At 67.8% G+C, this 16,163-nt stretch carries 18 protein-coding genes; 5 read left to right on the top strand and 13 right to left on the bottom strand.

Annotated features, from left to right (window positions below; translation table 11 throughout):
- Window positions 1-10 precede the first annotated feature (10 nt).
- From pdxA to KRAD_RS11960, 4 genes are all read right to left on the bottom strand, one after another.
- Window positions 11-2,176: a 4-hydroxythreonine-4-phosphate dehydrogenase PdxA gene (gene pdxA, locus KRAD_RS11975; RefSeq protein ID WP_012085871.1), complete on the bottom strand. Its 2,166-nt coding sequence runs from the start codon at window positions 2,174-2,176 to the stop codon at window positions 11-13.
- Window positions 2,177-2,345: 169 nt separating this feature from the next.
- Window positions 2,346-2,642, bottom strand: a complete 297-nt coding sequence (locus KRAD_RS11970) for a MarR family transcriptional regulator (protein ID WP_041292056.1) — start codon at window positions 2,640-2,642, stop codon at window positions 2,346-2,348.
- A 230-nt stretch (window positions 2,643-2,872) separates the two neighbouring features.
- Window positions 2,873-3,256, bottom strand: coding sequence for a hypothetical protein (locus tag KRAD_RS11965; protein ID WP_012085868.1), 384 nt, complete (start codon window positions 3,254-3,256; stop codon window positions 2,873-2,875).
- Window positions 3,257-3,523: 267 nt separating this feature from the next.
- Window positions 3,524-3,808, bottom strand: a complete 285-nt coding sequence (locus KRAD_RS11960) for a hypothetical protein (protein ID WP_012085866.1) — start codon at window positions 3,806-3,808, stop codon at window positions 3,524-3,526.
- A gap of 87 nt (window positions 3,809-3,895) precedes the next feature.
- Here KRAD_RS11960 and KRAD_RS11955 point away from each other — a divergent pair, with 87 nt between their 5' ends.
- The gene (locus tag KRAD_RS11955; protein ID WP_012085865.1) at window positions 3,896-4,954 is read left to right on the top strand and encodes an EcsC family protein; all 1,059 of its coding nucleotides are present in this window, start codon (window positions 3,896-3,898) and stop codon (window positions 4,952-4,954) included.
- 245 nt (window positions 4,955-5,199) lie between these two features.
- Here the strand turns inward: KRAD_RS11955 and KRAD_RS11950 are convergent, their stop codons facing one another.
- From KRAD_RS11950 to KRAD_RS11910, 9 genes are all read right to left on the bottom strand, one after another.
- Entirely contained in the window at window positions 5,200-5,640 is a 441-nt protein-coding gene (locus KRAD_RS11950; RefSeq protein WP_157873582.1) for a hypothetical protein, read from the bottom strand.
- 231 nt (window positions 5,641-5,871) lie between these two features.
- Window positions 5,872-6,288 carry a hypothetical protein gene (locus KRAD_RS11945; RefSeq protein WP_012085863.1) on the bottom strand — a complete coding sequence of 139 codons (417 nt, stop codon included), beginning with the start codon at window positions 6,286-6,288 and terminating at the stop codon, window positions 5,872-5,874.
- Window positions 6,282-6,566: a hypothetical protein gene (locus KRAD_RS11940; RefSeq protein WP_157873581.1), complete on the bottom strand. Its 285-nt coding sequence runs from the start codon at window positions 6,564-6,566 to the stop codon at window positions 6,282-6,284. The genes KRAD_RS11945 and KRAD_RS11940 overlap by 7 nt, the downstream gene beginning before the upstream one ends.
- A 130-nt stretch (window positions 6,567-6,696) precedes the next feature.
- Window positions 6,697-7,347: a recombinase family protein gene (locus KRAD_RS11935; protein ID WP_012085861.1), complete on the bottom strand. Its 651-nt coding sequence runs from the start codon at window positions 7,345-7,347 to the stop codon at window positions 6,697-6,699.
- Between the two features lie 187 nt (window positions 7,348-7,534).
- Window positions 7,535-8,575 carry a hypothetical protein gene (locus KRAD_RS11930; RefSeq protein WP_041292055.1) on the bottom strand — a complete coding sequence of 347 codons (1,041 nt, stop codon included), beginning with the start codon at window positions 8,573-8,575 and terminating at the stop codon, window positions 7,535-7,537.
- Between the two features lie 81 nt (window positions 8,576-8,656).
- Window positions 8,657-9,775, bottom strand: a complete 1,119-nt coding sequence (gene dbpB / locus KRAD_RS11925) for a DGQHR domain-containing protein DpdB (RefSeq protein WP_012085859.1) — start codon at window positions 9,773-9,775, stop codon at window positions 8,657-8,659.
- Window positions 9,768-11,276 (bottom strand): tRNA-guanine transglycosylase DpdA, encoded by a 1,509-nt coding sequence (gene dpdA, locus KRAD_RS11920; RefSeq protein ID WP_012085858.1) that lies wholly within the window; start codon window positions 11,274-11,276, stop codon window positions 9,768-9,770. The genes dbpB (KRAD_RS11925) and dpdA overlap by 8 nt, the downstream gene beginning before the upstream one ends.
- Window positions 11,273-12,406 carry a DGQHR domain-containing protein DpdB gene (dbpB, locus tag KRAD_RS11915; RefSeq protein WP_012085857.1) on the bottom strand — a complete coding sequence of 378 codons (1,134 nt, stop codon included), beginning with the start codon at window positions 12,404-12,406 and terminating at the stop codon, window positions 11,273-11,275. The genes dpdA and dbpB (KRAD_RS11915) overlap by 4 nt, the downstream gene beginning before the upstream one ends.
- The gene (locus KRAD_RS11910; protein WP_012085856.1) at window positions 12,403-13,521 is read right to left on the bottom strand and encodes a hypothetical protein; all 1,119 of its coding nucleotides are present in this window, start codon (window positions 13,519-13,521) and stop codon (window positions 12,403-12,405) included. Before KRAD_RS11910 ends, dbpB (KRAD_RS11915) begins: the two co-directional genes overlap by 4 nt.
- 158 nt (window positions 13,522-13,679) lie before the next feature.
- Between KRAD_RS11910 and queC the strand changes: the two genes are divergently transcribed.
- From queC to KRAD_RS11890, 4 genes are read left to right on the top strand one after another with little or no spacing between them, the layout of a single operon-like run.
- Window positions 13,680-14,369, top strand: a complete 690-nt coding sequence (gene queC, locus KRAD_RS11905) for a 7-cyano-7-deazaguanine synthase QueC (RefSeq protein WP_012085855.1) — start codon at window positions 13,680-13,682, stop codon at window positions 14,367-14,369.
- Window positions 14,370-14,371: 2 nt separating this feature from the next.
- Window positions 14,372-15,085, top strand: a complete 714-nt coding sequence (gene queE, locus KRAD_RS11900) for a 7-carboxy-7-deazaguanine synthase (RefSeq protein ID WP_012085854.1) — start codon at window positions 14,372-14,374, stop codon at window positions 15,083-15,085.
- On the top strand, window positions 15,085-15,456 hold the full coding sequence (gene queD / locus KRAD_RS11895) for a 6-carboxytetrahydropterin synthase QueD (RefSeq protein ID WP_012085853.1): 372 nt from the start codon (window positions 15,085-15,087) through the stop codon (window positions 15,454-15,456). Before queE ends, queD begins: the two co-directional genes overlap by 1 nt.
- On the top strand, window positions 15,443-16,027 hold the full coding sequence (locus KRAD_RS11890) for a VUT family protein (RefSeq protein ID WP_012085852.1): 585 nt from the start codon (window positions 15,443-15,445) through the stop codon (window positions 16,025-16,027). Before queD ends, KRAD_RS11890 begins: the two co-directional genes overlap by 14 nt.
- Window positions 16,028-16,163 lie beyond the last annotated feature (136 nt).

Genomic DNA, 16,163 nt, shown 5'->3' with positions numbered 1-16,163 from the left:
GCGTCCCCCGTCAGTTCGTGGTCGGGCGGGGCGCGACCTCGATGGCCTGCCGCATGGCCTCGACCATGCTGCGGGTATCGACCGTGCCCGTGCCGGCGATGTCGAAGGCGGTGCCGTGGTCGACGGAGGTGCGGATGACGGGCAGGCCGACGGTGATGTTCACCCCGGCCTCGATGCCGAGGACCTTCACCGGCCCGTGGCCCTGGTCGTGGTACATCGCGACGACGAGGTCGTAGTCGCCGCGGCCGGCGAGGAAGAAGAGGGTGTCGGCGGGCAGTGGGCCGATGGCGTCGATGCCGCCGGCGCGCAGGGCCTCGATCGCCGGGGTGATCTTCTCGGCCTCCTCGCCGTAGCCGAACAACCCGCCCTCCCCGGCATGGGGGTTGATGGCACACACGCCGATCTTGGGGTTCGGGTTCCCCGCGGCGACGAGGGCGGTGTGACCGCGGCGGACGGTGCGCTCGACGAGACCGGGTTCGATCTTGGCGATGGCGTCGATCAGGCCGATGTGGGTGGTGACGTGGATGACCTTCAACGTCGGGGTCGACAGCATCATCGACACCTCCGGGGTTCTGGTGAGCTCGGCGAGCAGTTCGGTGTGGCCGGGGTAGACGTGGCCGCCGAGGTGCAGGGCCTCCTTGTTCAACGGGGCGGTGCAGATCGCCTGCACCTCTCCCCGCATCGCCATCTCGCTGGCGACCCGCACGTAGTGGTAGGCCGCGTCGCCGGCCACGGGGGACAGCTCCCCCCACGGCAGGTCCGCGGGCAGCAGGCCGAGGTCGACGACGTTGATGCGCCCGGGTTCGAAGACAGCGTCCGCGACCCCCTGCACCGGGACGATTTCCGCGTCCACGCCGAGGACGTCCGCGGCCTGGCGCAGCCGGGCTGCGTCGCCGACGACGACGGAGCGGGAGGTCTCGACGACGCTCGGGTGCAGGAGTGCGGCGACGACGACCTCGGGGCCGACCCCGGCCCCGTCGCCCATGGTCACGGCGATCGCGGGGTTCGCGCTGCTGCTCATGGGGAGGCCTTCCGAAGGTCGGGGCGGGAGGAGGTCGGGGTTCAGCGCGCGCACGATCCGGAGCAGGCTGTCCGGGCCGCCGAAGCTGCCGGGGCGGGTGACGACGTGCCGGCCGTCGGGGGTCTCGGAGCGGACGGCGCCGTGCTCGATCTGCGCCACGTAGCGCAGGGACGGGACGTGCAGAGCGTCGAGGACGTGGCGGGCGGTCTCCCCGCCGGTGAGGACGAGATCGGCGTCACCGACGGCGTCGGCGACTGTCCTTCCGAGGGCGCGGGACAGGTCGCGGCCGTCGGCGCGGCCGGTGAGGCGGACCACGGTGAGAAGGTTCGTGGCGACCGCGCAGGTGAGGTGGTCGACGGTTCCCCGCAGGACGTCGGCGCAGGGCAGGTCGACCGCGATCGCCCCCATCTGCACCAGCAGGTCGGCCTGGTGCTGCGCCGTGGGTTCCGCGGTGCCGACGACCACGACGAGGTGGTGCGACGGGCGGGTCGTCGTCGTACCGGGGTCGCCGTCGGCGGGGAGGGCCCGAGCCACCGCCGCGACCAACCCGGCCGAGCCGACGAGGAAGCACCCGGGCGACGCGGTGACGATGCGGTCGAGGTCGTCGTCGGTCTCGGCGTCGCAGACGACGACCGTGCCGGGTGGGGCCTGCGCGATGTGTGCAGCGAGGCCGGCCGAGCGCACGACGTCCAAGGGCACGGTAGCGGTCCTCAGACCGGGCAGGGCGTCGGCCACCGTCGCCGGTGCGGGCCGGCCCTCGGCCGCCCAAGCGGTCGTGGTGGACAGCGGGTTCCCGTCGACGAGGACCCGGCCACCGACGACGGTGCGTCCCGCGACCGGCAGGGCCGGGGCCAGGACGACCGGGCGGGGCAGGGCGCGCAGGAGGGGTACGAGGTTGCCGCGCAGCAGGCTGTCGATCTTGGCGACGACGGTGCGGCCGGGGGCAGCGGCCAGCACCTCGTGGACGCGGCGCTCGGCGTCGGCAGGGCTCAGGTGGCGGCAGTGGAGGTCGAGGACGGTGTCGTCCGCTGGGACGTCGGTGGGCCAGAAGCCAACATGGACCGGGTCCGTTCTGCGCGAACCGCGCACTCGCAGGGCGGCGGCTGACTCCGCGGCGCCGGAAAGATCGTCGGCGAGGATGAGCAGATCTCCCACTTCGACCTCCTCGTCGACCTTCTGTCGCACAGCTCATCCGCATCTCGGGACGAGACCGTCGCTCTGCCTGGGCGCCGTGCTGGTCAGAAAGCAGCGCGTCGATCCGTTCAGGACGCACGAAGCACGCTAGCCCCGGTGCGCGGATCGCGCAATCAACTGATGATCGATGTCAATGGTCGGGCGAGCGCCGCGGCACGGGCCGGACGGGTGACTCGACCGCGGTGTCGCCGACGGGTGAGGCCAGCGACCGCTCGAACCCGGCGATGAGCTCGACGAGCCCGTCAACCTCGAAGGCACGGTTGCGGCGGCCCGCGGTGGTCTGCACCAGAACACCGGCCCGGTGCAGCCGGTCGACGGCCTCTTTGACGGCCTGCGGGGAGCGGCCCGTGAGCCGGACCAGCTGGGCCACCGTCGTGATCGGTGTCTGCGGCAGCACCTCATCGAGGAGTTGCGCGATGGTCGCCACGCCACGGGGTGGGCACGGCATGGGAAAGCGATCAGGGGGGCATCGCTCAGATGAGCGCCACGCCGCCGTGTTGTGCATCCCGCTCGCGGTGACCGCGCGATCTGCTGCCCGTCGGCTTCGAGCACGAGCGCGCGCCGTTCCATCGCACCGGTCAGAGCCTCGGCGAGCCTGACCAAGGCGGCGTGCTCGTCGAACACGTTCGGCTTGAGGGTGTTGACAACGCTCCGCCTTTAGCTGGGGTGCGCGGCGAGCAGCTTCCGCAGGATCGGCAGCACCATCGCGAGGTCGTCGGCGGACGCGATGGGGTCGAAGCGGCGGCGTCGGTCGCGGATGTCCTCGTTCTCGACGGTCATCCGCAGCCGCCCTAGTTCGCGGGGGGTGAGCGTGTCGAGCGGCCCGCCAGCGGTGGCGACATCGACGGCGGTGGTGGCCGCGTCGTCGACGAGCACGCCCGGCTCAGCAGGTCCAGCGCCGAGGTGCCGCAGAACGTCAGCGCACAGCACCTCGACGCCGTCGGCGAAAACGTCCCTGGTGGTGACGGTCAGGGTTGACTCGAGGTCGAGTTCGATGCCGTCGGCGGTGACTTCGTCGACGGTCAGCTTCACGATCAGCACAGGGGCCTACTTTCGGTCGGTGGTGTGGTCATGGGTCATGCGGAGCAAGCGCCGACTCCTTTCTCGAACGGCGTAACCGCTTCGCATCCCGGCCAGGACGACGGACGGCCCACCCCTAAATCGGAAATAGCAGGCAACAACCCCTCTGTTGACTTCACCATTGGCCTAACGCACCCCACCTGACCTGCGACGACGCACCACCGCCCCGAGGCGTCAGCCGGTCGGGGCGGTGGTGGTCACAGGCGCCCGGCAGCCCGGGCGGGTGGGTCAGCTGTAGCGGACCCGCCCACGCAGCGCTTCGCGCACCGCGTCATCGACGAACCCGGCCGCGCCGCCGGTCGCCGAGGTCGGCAAGTGCCGTTCCTCGACGCCGCCCTCATCGAGCAGCGCCGTCGAGAGGCGGCGCCCCGGGCGGACGGTGCGCGCTTCGAGCAGGTGCCCGACGCGCCCCCGCACGGCAATCTGGCGGCTGTCGGTGGCAGCGGGGTCGTAGGGCCCCAACAGCGGGGTCAGGTGCCCGGCGAGGGTCACGACGATCGGTCGGTGGGACATAGCAGTCCCCGATCACCAGCGGCGACCTACCTTATCTGCATACCTTGAGTACCGAGAAAGTTGCAGAGGGCGAAGTGAGAGGGCCACATGGACGACGGGTCGTTGAACCAGGACCAGCAGGCCGCGGTCTCCCCTGCTGCCCCGCCGGCACCGCTGAGTGCCTACGAGCGCCGCGAGTGGCTCGCACTGCAAGCTCATTGGGACCAGCGCCGCCACCGCAGGCCCGCATGGCAGATCGGCGCCAAGCTCGCCCACGGCACCCAACGCGTCGCCGCAGCCGCGGCCAAGGGCGTGCCCGACGCCGTGCGCCGGCCGGTGGCCCAGCTCACCGGAACAATCGCCACGACGGTCACTGACCGGGCCGCGGCACCGCTGCTGGGCCAGGTCACCCACCTGCTGGAGCTGGCCAACGAGTGGATGCTGGACCTGAACAACCCCGCCGGCGTGCAGCGCCTCATTGAGGACCGTGGCCTCCAGGTGGCCAGCTTCCGTGACCTGCACCAACTCGACCTGCAGGTCGTTGACTCCCTCAACCACGGCCTGACCGCGAAGGCCGGCACCATGGGTGCCGCCGAGGGCGCGGCGATGGGCGCACTGTCCCTGGTGCCCTTCGGCCCGGTGGCGGCGATCCCCATGGACCTGCTGCTGGTGCAGGCCCTCACTACATCGGTGGCCACCCGCATCGCCTACGGCTACGGCTTCGACGCCGGCGCGGACTCCGAACGGGTGTTCATCACCCATCTGCTGCGGCGCTCCTTCATTGAGCAGGCCAGCAAAGCTGTCCCAATGCGGGATGCCGCGCAGGCCTACTGGGCCATCGATGGCCGCAAGAAGTGGTCGGCCAAGCTGCTGAGCGACCACCGACTGCTGGCGGCGATGAAGACGGCCGCGGAGCAGTTGGGGCCCAAAAGCGCCACCGTTTCAGTGAGCCAGGTCAGCAAGTTCGTGCCCGTGGTGGGGATGGCCCTCAGTGCTGGTGGCAGCGCAGCGGTGATGACGCAGGTGGCCAAGGACGCACGGCGGTTCTGCCGGACGAGGTTCCTGTGCGAGAAGTACGGCCTGCCACTGCCGGCGTCGCTGGCGTGCTGGGAGGAAGCCGAAGCGGACACCACGGAGGAAGACCCCGAAGCAGAGAACCTCCGGTAGCCAGCCTGGGAAGTGGTGGTCATCGGACTGGCATCAGGCGGGTACGCAGGCGCCCAAGCGGTACCGGGCAAGCCCACTGACGCAGACGAGAAGTCTGTTCACCCTCCGTCCTGGAGCCGCTGCGCAGGCAACCGACCGCCCACAGCAGCTGGTGAGGAAAGCGAGGATGTACAGCTCCATCCTCACCGTGAAGAGACCCCTTCCCGGTTACCTGGTCGAGGTGCGTAGCGAAGAGGGCAAAGTGCCTACGCCTCGACGCGGCGGTCAGGCCGGATTGGAGCGTTTAGGTTGTGCTTCCTGTAGACGTGCTCGATCAGGTTGCTGGTGGCGTCGTAGATCACGTCGTCGACCACCTTGGCGATGGCATCGCCGTGCTCATCGACCGAGGCGACGAGCGCAGCCAGGATGAGCGGGTCAGCGGCCTGCGCCAGCAAGGCGCGCTCCTCCATCGTCAGATCGTCGTCTTCGGCCCAAGAGGACCGCAGGTCGGCGGGGCTGACCATGAGCGGGCTGTCGGGCAGCGCCATGGTGAAGGGCTCGCCGGGGCGAGAGCCACGGGTGGCCTCATGGATGAAGCGGACAGGGTCGAAGTGGGGCGTGCGCTCAGCGAGCTCGCGCGCCAGCACGTTTGCCAGTTCGAGCCGCAGCGACGAAGGCATGGCCGTCGTGCGCAGCACCTCGCTCATCAGAATGAAGTCTCGGCGTGTAGCCATGGTTCCAACCCTTGGTCGCAGTGTGCCTCGTCGGTGTTGCCCGAGGTAGGTGTCTCGCACGGGCTCGCCTACCGCCCGTACATGGCGCGGGTACAGGCCGTCTTCGACGGCGTTGGTTGTGCGGCAGCGTGGTTGCGTCACCTCGCGGTGGTCCATCCCGGTCCTGGGGATGTGTCGGATCACAGCGCTGGAAGACCGCTAGAGCTACTCGATGCGCTCTTCGAATGCGTCGAGCAGAAGGGAAATCTCCTGCATGTGGGTCAGAAAGGTGGCGGGCTCGTTGGCCTGGCAGGCATCGCCCATGGCGGCGAAGAGGTCGACGAACGTGCCCCAGTGACCTGCCAACTCGGCGTCGGAGGGCAGCGACTGGGCCCGGGCGTCGTCGACCGCGTTGGCCAGGGCCTCGCAGTCAGCCGGCACGAAGGTGGTGGCAGTGGAGTGGTCACTGGCCGCGCCGGCGGCGGCGGTGAGTGAGCCCATGCTGGAGTTCATGGGGCCTTCCAGCCATTCGCCGGTGGCCATAGTCGCTTCCGTGGCCGCGGCGTCAGAGCCACAGGCGGTCAGAGTGAGCAGCGCGGCAGCGGTGAGCACGGGGACGGCGAGACGGCGCAGGGTCAGCACTGGAGGTCCCCCTCGCCGTAGGTCTGGCAGTAGATGTAGTGAGACTGCCGTTCTGACTTCTGCTCCTCCTGGGCTGCGTGGACCATGAGCCCTCCAAGAAGTACGACGATCACCAGCATGATCATGACCATGCCGGGGCTAGCGATCTGCTTGCGGTACCAAGGTGCGGCGGCAGTCGGCTGGGAGGGCAGGAAGGTGGAGGAGGCGATCGGTACCCACTGCTGGCCGTCCCAGAGATGACGCCCGTCGGGGCTGTAGACCGGACCGGACTGACTCATGACCATCCCTTGCGCTCGAAGCTGCTGCCTCCAAGGGATCGACGTGGTCGTAGGGATGGCTGAAGACTCCGATCGGGTGTGCTGATGCGCCCAGAAGCAGTGGGTCGCCGTATTGCAGGAAGCGCGCCTCTCAGAACTGGGAGGCGGTGAGACCTGCGGCGGCCTGGGATCGGTAGACGGCCCGGGCCGAAGAAAAGGTCCAGGTGGCACCGCCACGGGCGGTGGGCACCCCGTCGGCGGTGAGGCCGTCGGCGATGGTCTGCCAGGAGCGGCCGGCCTCAGGCTCTTCGACGATGCGGCGCACCACGGACCCAGGGAGCACCGGGGGCCGACCCAGGCGTACACCGGCGGCCTTCTTCGCGGCCAGGGCGTCGCGGGTGCGTTGGCCGATCAGCTCCCGCTCGAGCTCGGCGATGCCGGCAGTGACGGTGGCCATGAACTTGCCGTTAGGGGTGGAGGTGTCCACGCCGACGTCGAGGCAGACCACCGACCATCCGCGCCGGGTGGCCCCTTTCACCAGTCCAGAGAGGTCGTGCACGGAGCGGGAGAGACGGGCCAGCTTCGCCACCAGCAGCACGTCGACCTCGCGGGCGTTCAGCCGAGCCAGTGCGCCGGTCAGGGCGGGGCGGTTGAGGTCCTTGGCGGAGTAGCCGGCGTCTTCGACGTACTCCAGGTCCCAGCCCTGTCGATCGGCCTCGGCCTGCAGGGCGCTGCGCTGGGCCTGCAGGCCGGCGCCCGAGTCGGCCTGCTTGGCGGTGGAGACGCGCAGGTAGGCCAGCACCCGAGGGGGCAGCCTGGAGGGTGACCCGAGTGGTGGTCTTGGTGCTCTCGGGTGGAGGAGCTGGGGTCACGGAGCCCCCCTTGGCACGGGGTTCGGCACTAAAGGGTCGTTTACTGCCGATAGCGGCAGGCAGTCAAGACCGCCAGAACGATGTGCTGGGGCGCACTTCGCTCAGCGCGATACGGGTTCACCAGGGGGTGGGGGCCGCTGCTTCTGGCACGTGCTCGCGCAGCTCCGCGGCGATGGACCACGGTGAGCCTGCCTGTAGAACCACCCGGAAGGCATCGCACCGGTCATCAGCCGGATTCCACGCGATGCCGTCGCGGTAGGGGCGTACGAGGGGACGGGTCCCCAGTCCGCTTGTGGCGCTGTCCACCAGCAGGTCCCACGCGTGTTCAGGCAGGCCATGGGCCGCCAGCCGCTTCGGCAACAGGGCCGCGTTCGTACTGTCATGCGCGTGAAAGCAGCTGATCAACCCATCCAGAAGCGGCTTGAGCAACCCGGGGAGGCGTACTCGTGCAGGGGTGGGGCTGGTCAGGACGACGTCCACGGTGAAAGCGGCGTCGCTCCCCGCGGATTGGCGGAAGGGCTGCGGTGTGACGGCGGATTCGCGTAGTGCCGCCCACCACCGCCCGGCGGTCTTCGGTACCCCGGTACCGAGGTCGGCTGCGACCTGGCCGATCAACGCCCCGCCGCCAGGCGCAAGAGGAGACTCCACGACGCGGTACCTGACGTGGTGGCGGTCATCGGGGGCGCGCCCCTGTCGGCAGGTGATCCCTACCGCGACGACAGGAGCGAATACCGCCGTCCCGACGTTGTAGAGCAGGACGTTCTCCACGTCGACGAACACGTCATCCGGGGTGAGGTACTCCGCCAGCAACCCGTGTGCAGCTCGGGGATCCAGGTCAGCTATTGCTTCCCTCAGACTCTGGCGGTACTCCACCTGCCAGCCGCGAGGCTCGAACTGCAGCCGGGCCTCGCTCCACGCCTCAACGGCAGTGGCCGACGTATCCAAGTGGAAGCGCACGAGAACAGCATCGGCGATCGCGGCGGTCCTACGCTGCCGCGCATGTTCCTCGACGCACCCCGCGGTCTCGCTGACGCGGCTCGCCTTGCCGAACGACGCGAGATGCTCCTCACCGTCCCGGCGGTGCAGCCGCTGCGGGCGTGGATTCGCGAGCAGCAAGAGCGTCGGCCGGGGATGGTGTGCCTTGACTTTCATCTTCAAGCCGCCTCGACTGCCGGGCCAACCTGCTCAAGACTAAATAGCAGACTCAATTCGGCAATAGTTCTACGGCCCATCACCGTTTCAAGATCGGATGACGCGCAGGAGGTAGTTGGTCAACAACCGCACATCATTGGGGGTATTTTGGAGGCTGTTCCAGTGTCGCTGATCACTCTTGCCGAACTGCCATGTGCCCGAGGTCCAAGCGCACGCCTCGCGTAGTCGCTGCAACGGCTCGTGCAGATCTAGGTCAGGAAGTTTGGCGGCGGGGGTGTTCTCGGTCAGGGCGTCCATGACGAAGCCCATGGCTTGGATGCCGACGCCGTGGGTAAGGCGCGACTTGCGCGGCGGCATGCTCCAGGCCTCGGGGAAGGTCGCGCGGACCAGGCTCCAGAAGATTTTCAGGTGAAGCAGCATGGCGTCGGCGTCGCCGGAGTGGTCGCTGGGGTTGCGGTACTGGTAGAGGGCCCCCTCGTTGAGGCTGCTTTCGATCATCTTCAAGACGCTGTTGTCTTTGATGTAGCCGTCTGGGGCGGTGGGGGTGGCGATGCGACCCTGAAAAGGACTGTCGTCGTCGTTGTAGCTGAACAAGTCTTCGTTGTTCAGGCGCGACATCAGCAACGCCGGAAGTTGACGTTTGGCGTATTTCGCTGGCAGGTGCCCAACGGTGTCGGGCAGCAATTCGTGGATCAGTCCCTTGGGTAGGGGCTTGGCGTTGTTGACGAGTATAAACTGTGAACGCTGCTCCTCCTCACCGTGAGTAATGAAGCCGACTGCAGCGACGGGGAACTCATCGACGTTGGCGTCGCGGATTGCTGCACTACGCTGTTGCCCGTCAACGAGCCACGCGGCCTTGTCCGCCTCATCGATCGTTTCGTCGATGGGGATGATCAACTCGCCCATGGTGGAGTAGTCCACAATGTTTTTGCGCCTGCTCGGCTGGAAGCGCACGCTCTCGTTGAAGGCCAAGACGATGGCGTTGGGCAGCATCGCGTCTGAGGACTCGAGGTAGCGACGAATGGCCTTGATGTGACTAAGCACTTCTGGGCGTTGATAGCCGTGCAGTGCGGCGTTGCTACGGTGCACGCGCGAGACGGCGGTGAACGACGGCAGCACTTTGCCGTCGACGGCAAAGCAGTAGATGAAGCGCTCGCCCTGGCGGATCTGCAGGGCGGGCAGTCGCAGTTCGTACCGGTCAGCCATCAGTTCCCCTTGTGCGCTTCGTCGTTGTCTTCGCCGCCGTCTTCTTGGTGACAGTCTTCCTTGCAGGAACTTCCACTGCGGTGGACTTCTTCGCGGTGACCTTCGCGGTCCTCGCCGTGGCCTTCGTTACGGTCGAGTCGGCCGCCGCCAATCCCCCCGTGGCCGCAGTGGTCCGCCCCTGCGTCGTGCGCATCGGCGCGCCTGATGTTGTCTGCGCCTTTGCCCTGGTCCGCGACGCAGTCGGCTTGACTCTGGCGGGGCGCAGGGTGTGCATCTTGGCGGCCAGGACAGCGAGGTTGTGAAAACCGCGCCGCTTGTTGCGTTCGGTGCCTCGAAAGATGACCAACTGAATGCCGTGTCGCTCGCACAATCCGCATGAGCACGTCGTCCAGGGGCGGTCCTGGAGGGTGGTGCGGTACATCTCCTCATACGATTGTTTCGCGCGGTCGGCCGGCGGACGCACTAACGCGTCGTAGGCCAAGACGGTCTCCAAAGCCTCTTCGAGACTGGCGGCGCCCTCGTCGTAGGCACGCAGGGCACTCAAGCATTCGCGTTCCAAACGAACGGCACTGGCTTGGGAGACCTGACCAGCCACGATGGCCTTCTTGAGTTTGAGGTTTCCATCGACCTGGGGCACGCGGATAGCGGCGTAATTGCCGTTGGCGGTGTGGTAGTTATTTTTTTCGTCCATGAACGCCTGCCGGAAGCCGGAAGTGCTGTCCAGGCTAGACACGCCTAGTCGGGCGAACTCTTCCATGGCGTCGAGACGGGTGATGCCCAGCAGATGCAGTTGGGTGTCGGGTTTGCGGACGGCGTCGATGGCGTTGAGGCACGCGAGGATAGCGGGCGTTCTCAACGGGACCATGCCGCCGAGGGCGATGCGCTGGTAGCCCAAATCTTGGAGACGTTGCACGCTGTTGGCGTAGGTGCTTGGACTCCACCCTTGTGCTGCCCCGACGGGTACCAGGGTGGATCCGCGTTCGTGGATTGCTTCTAGGAACTCCGCTGCGTATTTCAGGGTGAGCTCGCGTCTGGTTTCCCAAGCGTTCTGCTCGTCGTTTAAGATGCCGCCGGCCGCCTGCACGACTTCGTCGGGTTGGTATCCGAAGACGATGTGGTCCAGGCTGACGCCGGCGTCGAAGCCGCAGCCGTCGTAGAAGTCGAGGACCTGCTCCACGGTGACGGGCGGGATTTCCTCGGTGGCGTAGGCGAAGGCGCCGTTGTCACCAAGAGTCTCGATCCCGTCAGGGAGTCGGAAGAAGTCGCGCACGCCCAGGCGGTACAGGCGTGCGCGTTGAGAGGTGGTGTACTTGCCGGTTCCGCTGATGGAACCGTCGACGATGCCCTTGCTGACGAGGATGCCGTCGTAAGGGCGGGCGGTAAGTGCTTCGTGTGCGTAGCGATCGTCGCGCTGACGCACTCGCAACGGGTGGTACTCATCCCGGTCAAAGTCGTAGGTGGGGCTGATCAGGTCTTGACTGTCGGGGAAGTAGAACTTCATGAGGTGCTCGTCCTTGCCTGCAGATACGCGCGCACGAGGTAGTTGGACAGGGTGCTGATGTCCTTAGGGTTGTTCTGCAGTCCGTTCCAGTCCACTCGCAGTCCCTCCCACGTGCCGTGCGTCCACCGACACACCGGAGCCACCCGCCACAACTCCGTCATGACGTCGTCAATTGCGCTGGGGGCAGCAGCGTCGATGCTGACCATGATGCGGTCCATCAGTCGGCCCATGGCGCGGATGCCGAGGCCATGCATAAGTCGACTTTCCGTGGGTGGCTTGCCCCATGCATCGGGGAAGAGGCGGCGTACCGCGGTCCAGTAGGTGATGAGCAACTGGCGGATGCCTGCGGTGTCGGTGGTGCCGTCGGCGAGGTTGCGGTAGGGGAAGAGCACCCCGAGGGGGGAGTTGAGGGACTCACCGATGGCAAGCACCAGGCTGTTGTCGGTGATGACCGCGCCGGACTTCTTGTCCACGTCGGTGGAGGCGCGGCGGATCAAGCCGCGGAAGGGAGACTCGGGGTCTTGGTTGAGCATGTCCACCAAGGCCGAGGGCAGCCGGCGCGCGGACATGCGCGGGGAGATGGTGGTCGGAACCTCCGGCAGCAGTTCGGTGACTAGGTTGGTCGGCAGGGGCTGCACGGTATTCACCCGCAGGAACTGCTCACGCTGCATGTCGAGGTTCTCGGTGACGAAGCCGGCGACCGGTACGGGGAAGGAGGTGTTGCGGGTGCGGGCGAGCGCCAGGCTGCGCTGTTGGCCATCGACGATCCACGCCGGGCGTGGTGCGCCGTCTTCTTCAGGGCAGGGGATCTCCAACTCCCCGGCGGTGGCGAGGCCGTCGCTGGCGCCGGGGCCGCGGCTGGAGCGGAAATGCACGCTGGTGGGCAGAGCCAGGATCAGGCCGTTGGGGAAGAGCGCGCCGTCGGTGTCGAGGTAGTCGACGATCTGGTTGACGTGCTGCTTCTTCTCCGGGCGCTGGTAGCCGATGAGCTTGCCGAAGTCGTCGCGCGAGATGCGCGCGACGTCGGCGATGCGGGCGACGTCGGAGGCGGCGAGCGCGAACAGGTACAGCGGCACGTCCTCGCGTTGCAGGATGCGCAGTGCCCGTCGTCGGATGATGCCTTCGCTCATGCTGCTCCCCCTGCTACCTGATCGCGCCCTGGACTGGGGCCGTGCCGTGCTCGCTGCGTGCTCTGCACGATGCCTCGCTTGCTGTGTCCACTGGCCTCGGCGATGTCCAAGCCGACGTCCTGCTCAGCGTCGTGGTGAGCGTCTTGCTCAGCCAGGTGCTGCAGGACCTGGGTGTAGAGGTGGCCGAAGCGGGACTGCTCGCAGGCGTAGCCGTCCTCACGGAGGGCTCGTAGCAGTGTGGTGCGGCTGGGGCGGGCCATGAGCGCGTGCCGGGTGCCGATGTAGGCGCGTACCTGCTCGTCGCTCAAGGGACGTCGGTCGTAGACCTCTTCGTGCGCGTGCGCGGTGCTCCAGCGCCGCCAACGCCGCCAGGCAGCGGTCGAGGTCAACGTGGGCCCACCAACGAGGGGTCCGGCCGTGGTGGCCAAGGCGGAGCCAGAGCTGGTGGTGGTGCTGGGGCTCAGTCGCTGCAGCCACGCCAGCGCCGTGCGCACGTTCAGGCTGGTTAAGGTGCCCCCCAGGTGGGACCGCAGGCGTCGATCGGCGGCCAGGCGTGGCAGACCGTCGATGTCGCTGGCGCCGCCGATGAGCAGGGCGTCAGCGCCGACGTGGGCGACTGCGTGCAGTTCTTCCTGCACGGCGTGGCCGTAGTCCTCGGAGAAGATCATCAGCAGTGAGCCGGCGCGGGCCAAGTCGGCCAGGGTGCTGGCGCCACGGCGGGCTTGCAGAGCCGCCCACCACTGCTGCCGCCCGCACGCGTCGGCGGCGACGCGGTCGAGGTGGCGAGCGGCGAAGGTGGCCGCGTAGGCGGGTGCCTGTGCGGTGATGGGCTGCAGTCCCAGCCCGGCGGAGGCGACCCAGAGGTCGGCGTGGAAGCCGACGCGGGCGGCGGCAGCGGGCAGGGTTTGCGCCTGCGCCCAGTGATCACCTTGGTAGAGCGTGGCCAGGGGTCGCTGCGAGCCCGGGTGGTGCTGCGCGGCCCGGCGCAGTCGCCCGTCCCAGGCGTGGGCACGGGACTCGGGGTGCTCCTCGGGGACGTCGCGCAGGCGGAGGTCAGGAGCGACCGGTTGCGACTTGCGGTCGCTGCAGGTCACCACCACGGTCAGTTTACGCACGCTGCGCCTCCTTTGAGCACTTCGATACTACAGGCTACGTGTCGCTGGCTGGATCTGCAGTTACTGGTCTACGGTGGTGCTCGCGCACCTGCACATCACACCGGCAAGTCACACCGACATGCCGCCAGCGCAGTTAACGATCACTTGAGGGATGCCCCATGGACCGACCCGCCGTCGTCTTGCTCAGCGGAGGCCTGGACTCCACCACCGTCCTCGCCATCGCTAAGTCCCAAGGCTTCACCCCCTACGCCCTGAGCTTCGCCTATGGCCAGCGCCACGCCGTGGAGTTGGACGCTGCCCGCCGCGTCGCCACGGCCCTGGGCGCGGCCGGGCACGTCATCGCCACCATCGACCTCACCGTCTTCGGCGGCTCAGCCCTCACCGCGGACATCGCGGTGCCCAAGCACGACACGGTCGAGGACCTGCAGGCCGACATCCCGATCACCTACGTGCCGGCCCGCAACACGATCTTCTTGTCCTACGCCTTGGCCTACGCCGAGGTCGTCGGCGCCGGCGACATCTTCATCGGCGTCAACGCCCTGGACTACAGCGGCTACCCGGACTGCCGCCCCGAGTACGTCGACGCCTTCCAAGCCATGGGACGCCTGGCCACCCGCGCTGGCGTGCAGGGCACCGAACTGACCATCCACGCCCCCCTGATGCAGATGACCAAGGCCGACATCGTGCGAGCGGGCTTGGCCCTGGGCGTGGACTACGGCATGACCTCCTCCTGCTACGACCCGGACGCGGCCGGACACCCGTGCGGGCACTGCGACTCCTGCCTCCTGCGCTTGAACGGCTTCGCCGAGGCAGGCAGCACCGACCCCCTGCCCTACCGCGGAGCGTGACGGTGACCTACCTGCTCAAGGAGATTTTCTACACGCTGCAAGGTGAAGGCACCCACGCCGGCCGCCCCGCCGTCTTCTGCCGCTTCTCGCGCTGCAACCTGTGGACCGGTCGAGAGAAAGATCGCGCCCGCGCGATCTGCACCTTCTGCGACACCGACTTCGTCGGTACCGACGGCGTCGGTGGAGGACGCTTCGCTACCGCCGACGACCTCGCCGCCGCCGTGGACGCGAGTTGGCCAGCAGCTGGCCTCACCGATGACTTCACCGATGGCTCCGCCATCACTGCAGAGTCCGACTCCAGCGCACACTCCCACGCCCCTCACGGCGCCCAGCGCAAGTTCGTGGTATGCACCGGCGGGGAGCCGTTGCTGCAACTCGACGACGCGGCGGTGCAGGCACTGCACCAGCGCGGCTTCGAGGTGGCGGTGGAGACCAACGGCACCCGCACTCCCCCACCAGGCATCGACTGGCTCTGCGTTAGCCCCAAGATTGGTGCAGACCTGGTGGTGAGCAGGGGAGACGAACTGAAGCTCGTCTACCCGCAAGCCGGCGGAGATCCAGCGCAGTTCGCCGAACTGGACTTCACCTCCTTCCGCCTGCAGCCGATGGATGGACCCGACGTGCAAGCCCACACCCGCGCCGCGATCGACTACTGCCTGACCCATCCGCAGTGGAGCCTATCGATGCAGACCCACAAGTACCTCGGGATCGCCTGATGGAGATCTTCCGCGAATTCACCTTCGAAGCCGCGCACCGCCTGCCGCACGTTCCCGCAGGGCACAAGTGCGCGCGCCTGCACGGGCACTCCTACCGAGTCAGCGTGCACGTGAACGGCCTACCCGACCCACTCCTGGGCTGGGTGATGGACTTTGGCGACCTGAAGAAGCTCGTCGCCCCGGTCATCGAGCGTCTGGACCACTACTACCTCAACGAGGTCGAAGGGCTGGACAACCCCACCAGCGAAGTCCTCGCGCGCTGGATGTGGCAGCAACTCTCCCCCACCTTGGCCCTGCTCAGTGCCGTGACCGTCCGCGAGACCTGCACCTCTGGTGCCACCTACCGAGGAGAAACCGATGAGCACCTCTGATCTGGCCGCGCCGCGCACGAGTCGGCGGGTGGGCCTGGTGCTGGCGGCGTGCTACGTGGCGACCGTGCTGCTCGCCAACTACGCCATCACCACCTTCGGCGCCGTGCCCGTCGGCTTCGGCCTGGTCGCACCAGCAGGGGTGTACTTCGCCGGCCTGGCCTTCACGCTGCGCGACCTGACCCAGGACCACCTCGGCAAGCGCGCGGTGCTAGCCGCCATCGTCATCGGCACCCTGCTCTCAGCGCTGATCTCCCCGCAGTTCGCCCTAGCCAGCGCCGCCGCCTTCCTCCTCAGCGAACTAGCTGACTTCGCCGTCTACACCCCACTGCGCAAGCGGCGCTGGCTGACCGCAGTCGTCCTCAGCAACATCGCTGGCTTTATAGTGGACTCTCTGATCTTCCTCTGGCTCGCTTTCAACTCTCTGGCGTTCCTGCCTGGCCAACTTGTGGGCAAGGCGTGGATGACCGCGGCGGCCGTACTCGTGCTGGCCTTGCTGCGACGACGTCGCGGCCATGTCGGACCGACCGTCTCGTCTGGCGGTGAGCCCAGCGCCGTCGGGCGACAGGGGTAGTGCCGCCTTCAAGCACCGTACCGACCTCTACAGCGCGCGCCACTACCCTGGCCCGCGCGTGCACCGGCGCGCATCGAAACTCGGGTCTGCTGCACTGATCGGTGACAGCTATGACCCGCCCCACCCCTTGGTTACC

Source organism: Kineococcus radiotolerans SRS30216 = ATCC BAA-149, assembly GCF_000017305.1.
Lineage (GTDB): Bacteria > Actinomycetota > Actinomycetes > Actinomycetales > Kineococcaceae > Kineococcus > Kineococcus radiotolerans.
Note: the sequence above shows the minus strand (reverse complement) of the source record. Positions and strands in the feature narration are given on the sequence as shown.

Excerpts from the sequence above, each read along its gene's own strand:
- KRAD_RS11960 (WP_012085866.1), bottom strand. The coding sequence starts at position 3,808 with ATGTCCCACCGACCGATCGTCGTGACCCTCGCCGGGCACCTGACCCCG.
- KRAD_RS11955 (WP_012085865.1), top strand. The coding sequence starts at position 3,896 with ATGGACGACGGGTCGTTGAACCAGGACCAGCAGGCCGCGGTCTCCCCT.
- KRAD_RS11950 (WP_157873582.1), bottom strand. The coding sequence starts at position 5,640 with ATGAGCGAGGTGCTGCGCACGACGGCCATGCCTTCGTCGCTGCGGCTC.
- KRAD_RS11940 (WP_157873581.1), bottom strand. The coding sequence starts at position 6,566 with ATGAGTCAGTCCGGTCCGGTCTACAGCCCCGACGGGCGTCATCTCTGG.
- dbpB (WP_012085859.1), bottom strand. The coding sequence starts at position 9,775 with ATGGCTGACCGGTACGAACTGCGACTGCCCGCCCTGCAGATCCGCCAG.
- dpdA (WP_012085858.1), bottom strand. The coding sequence starts at position 11,276 with ATGAAGTTCTACTTCCCCGACAGTCAAGACCTGATCAGCCCCACCTAC.
- dbpB (WP_012085857.1), bottom strand. The coding sequence starts at position 12,406 with ATGAGCGAAGGCATCATCCGACGACGGGCACTGCGCATCCTGCAACGC.
- queC (WP_012085855.1), top strand. The coding sequence starts at position 13,680 with ATGGACCGACCCGCCGTCGTCTTGCTCAGCGGAGGCCTGGACTCCACC.
- queD (WP_012085853.1), top strand. The coding sequence starts at position 15,085 with ATGGAGATCTTCCGCGAATTCACCTTCGAAGCCGCGCACCGCCTGCCG.
- KRAD_RS11890 (WP_012085852.1), top strand. The coding sequence starts at position 15,443 with ATGAGCACCTCTGATCTGGCCGCGCCGCGCACGAGTCGGCGGGTGGGC.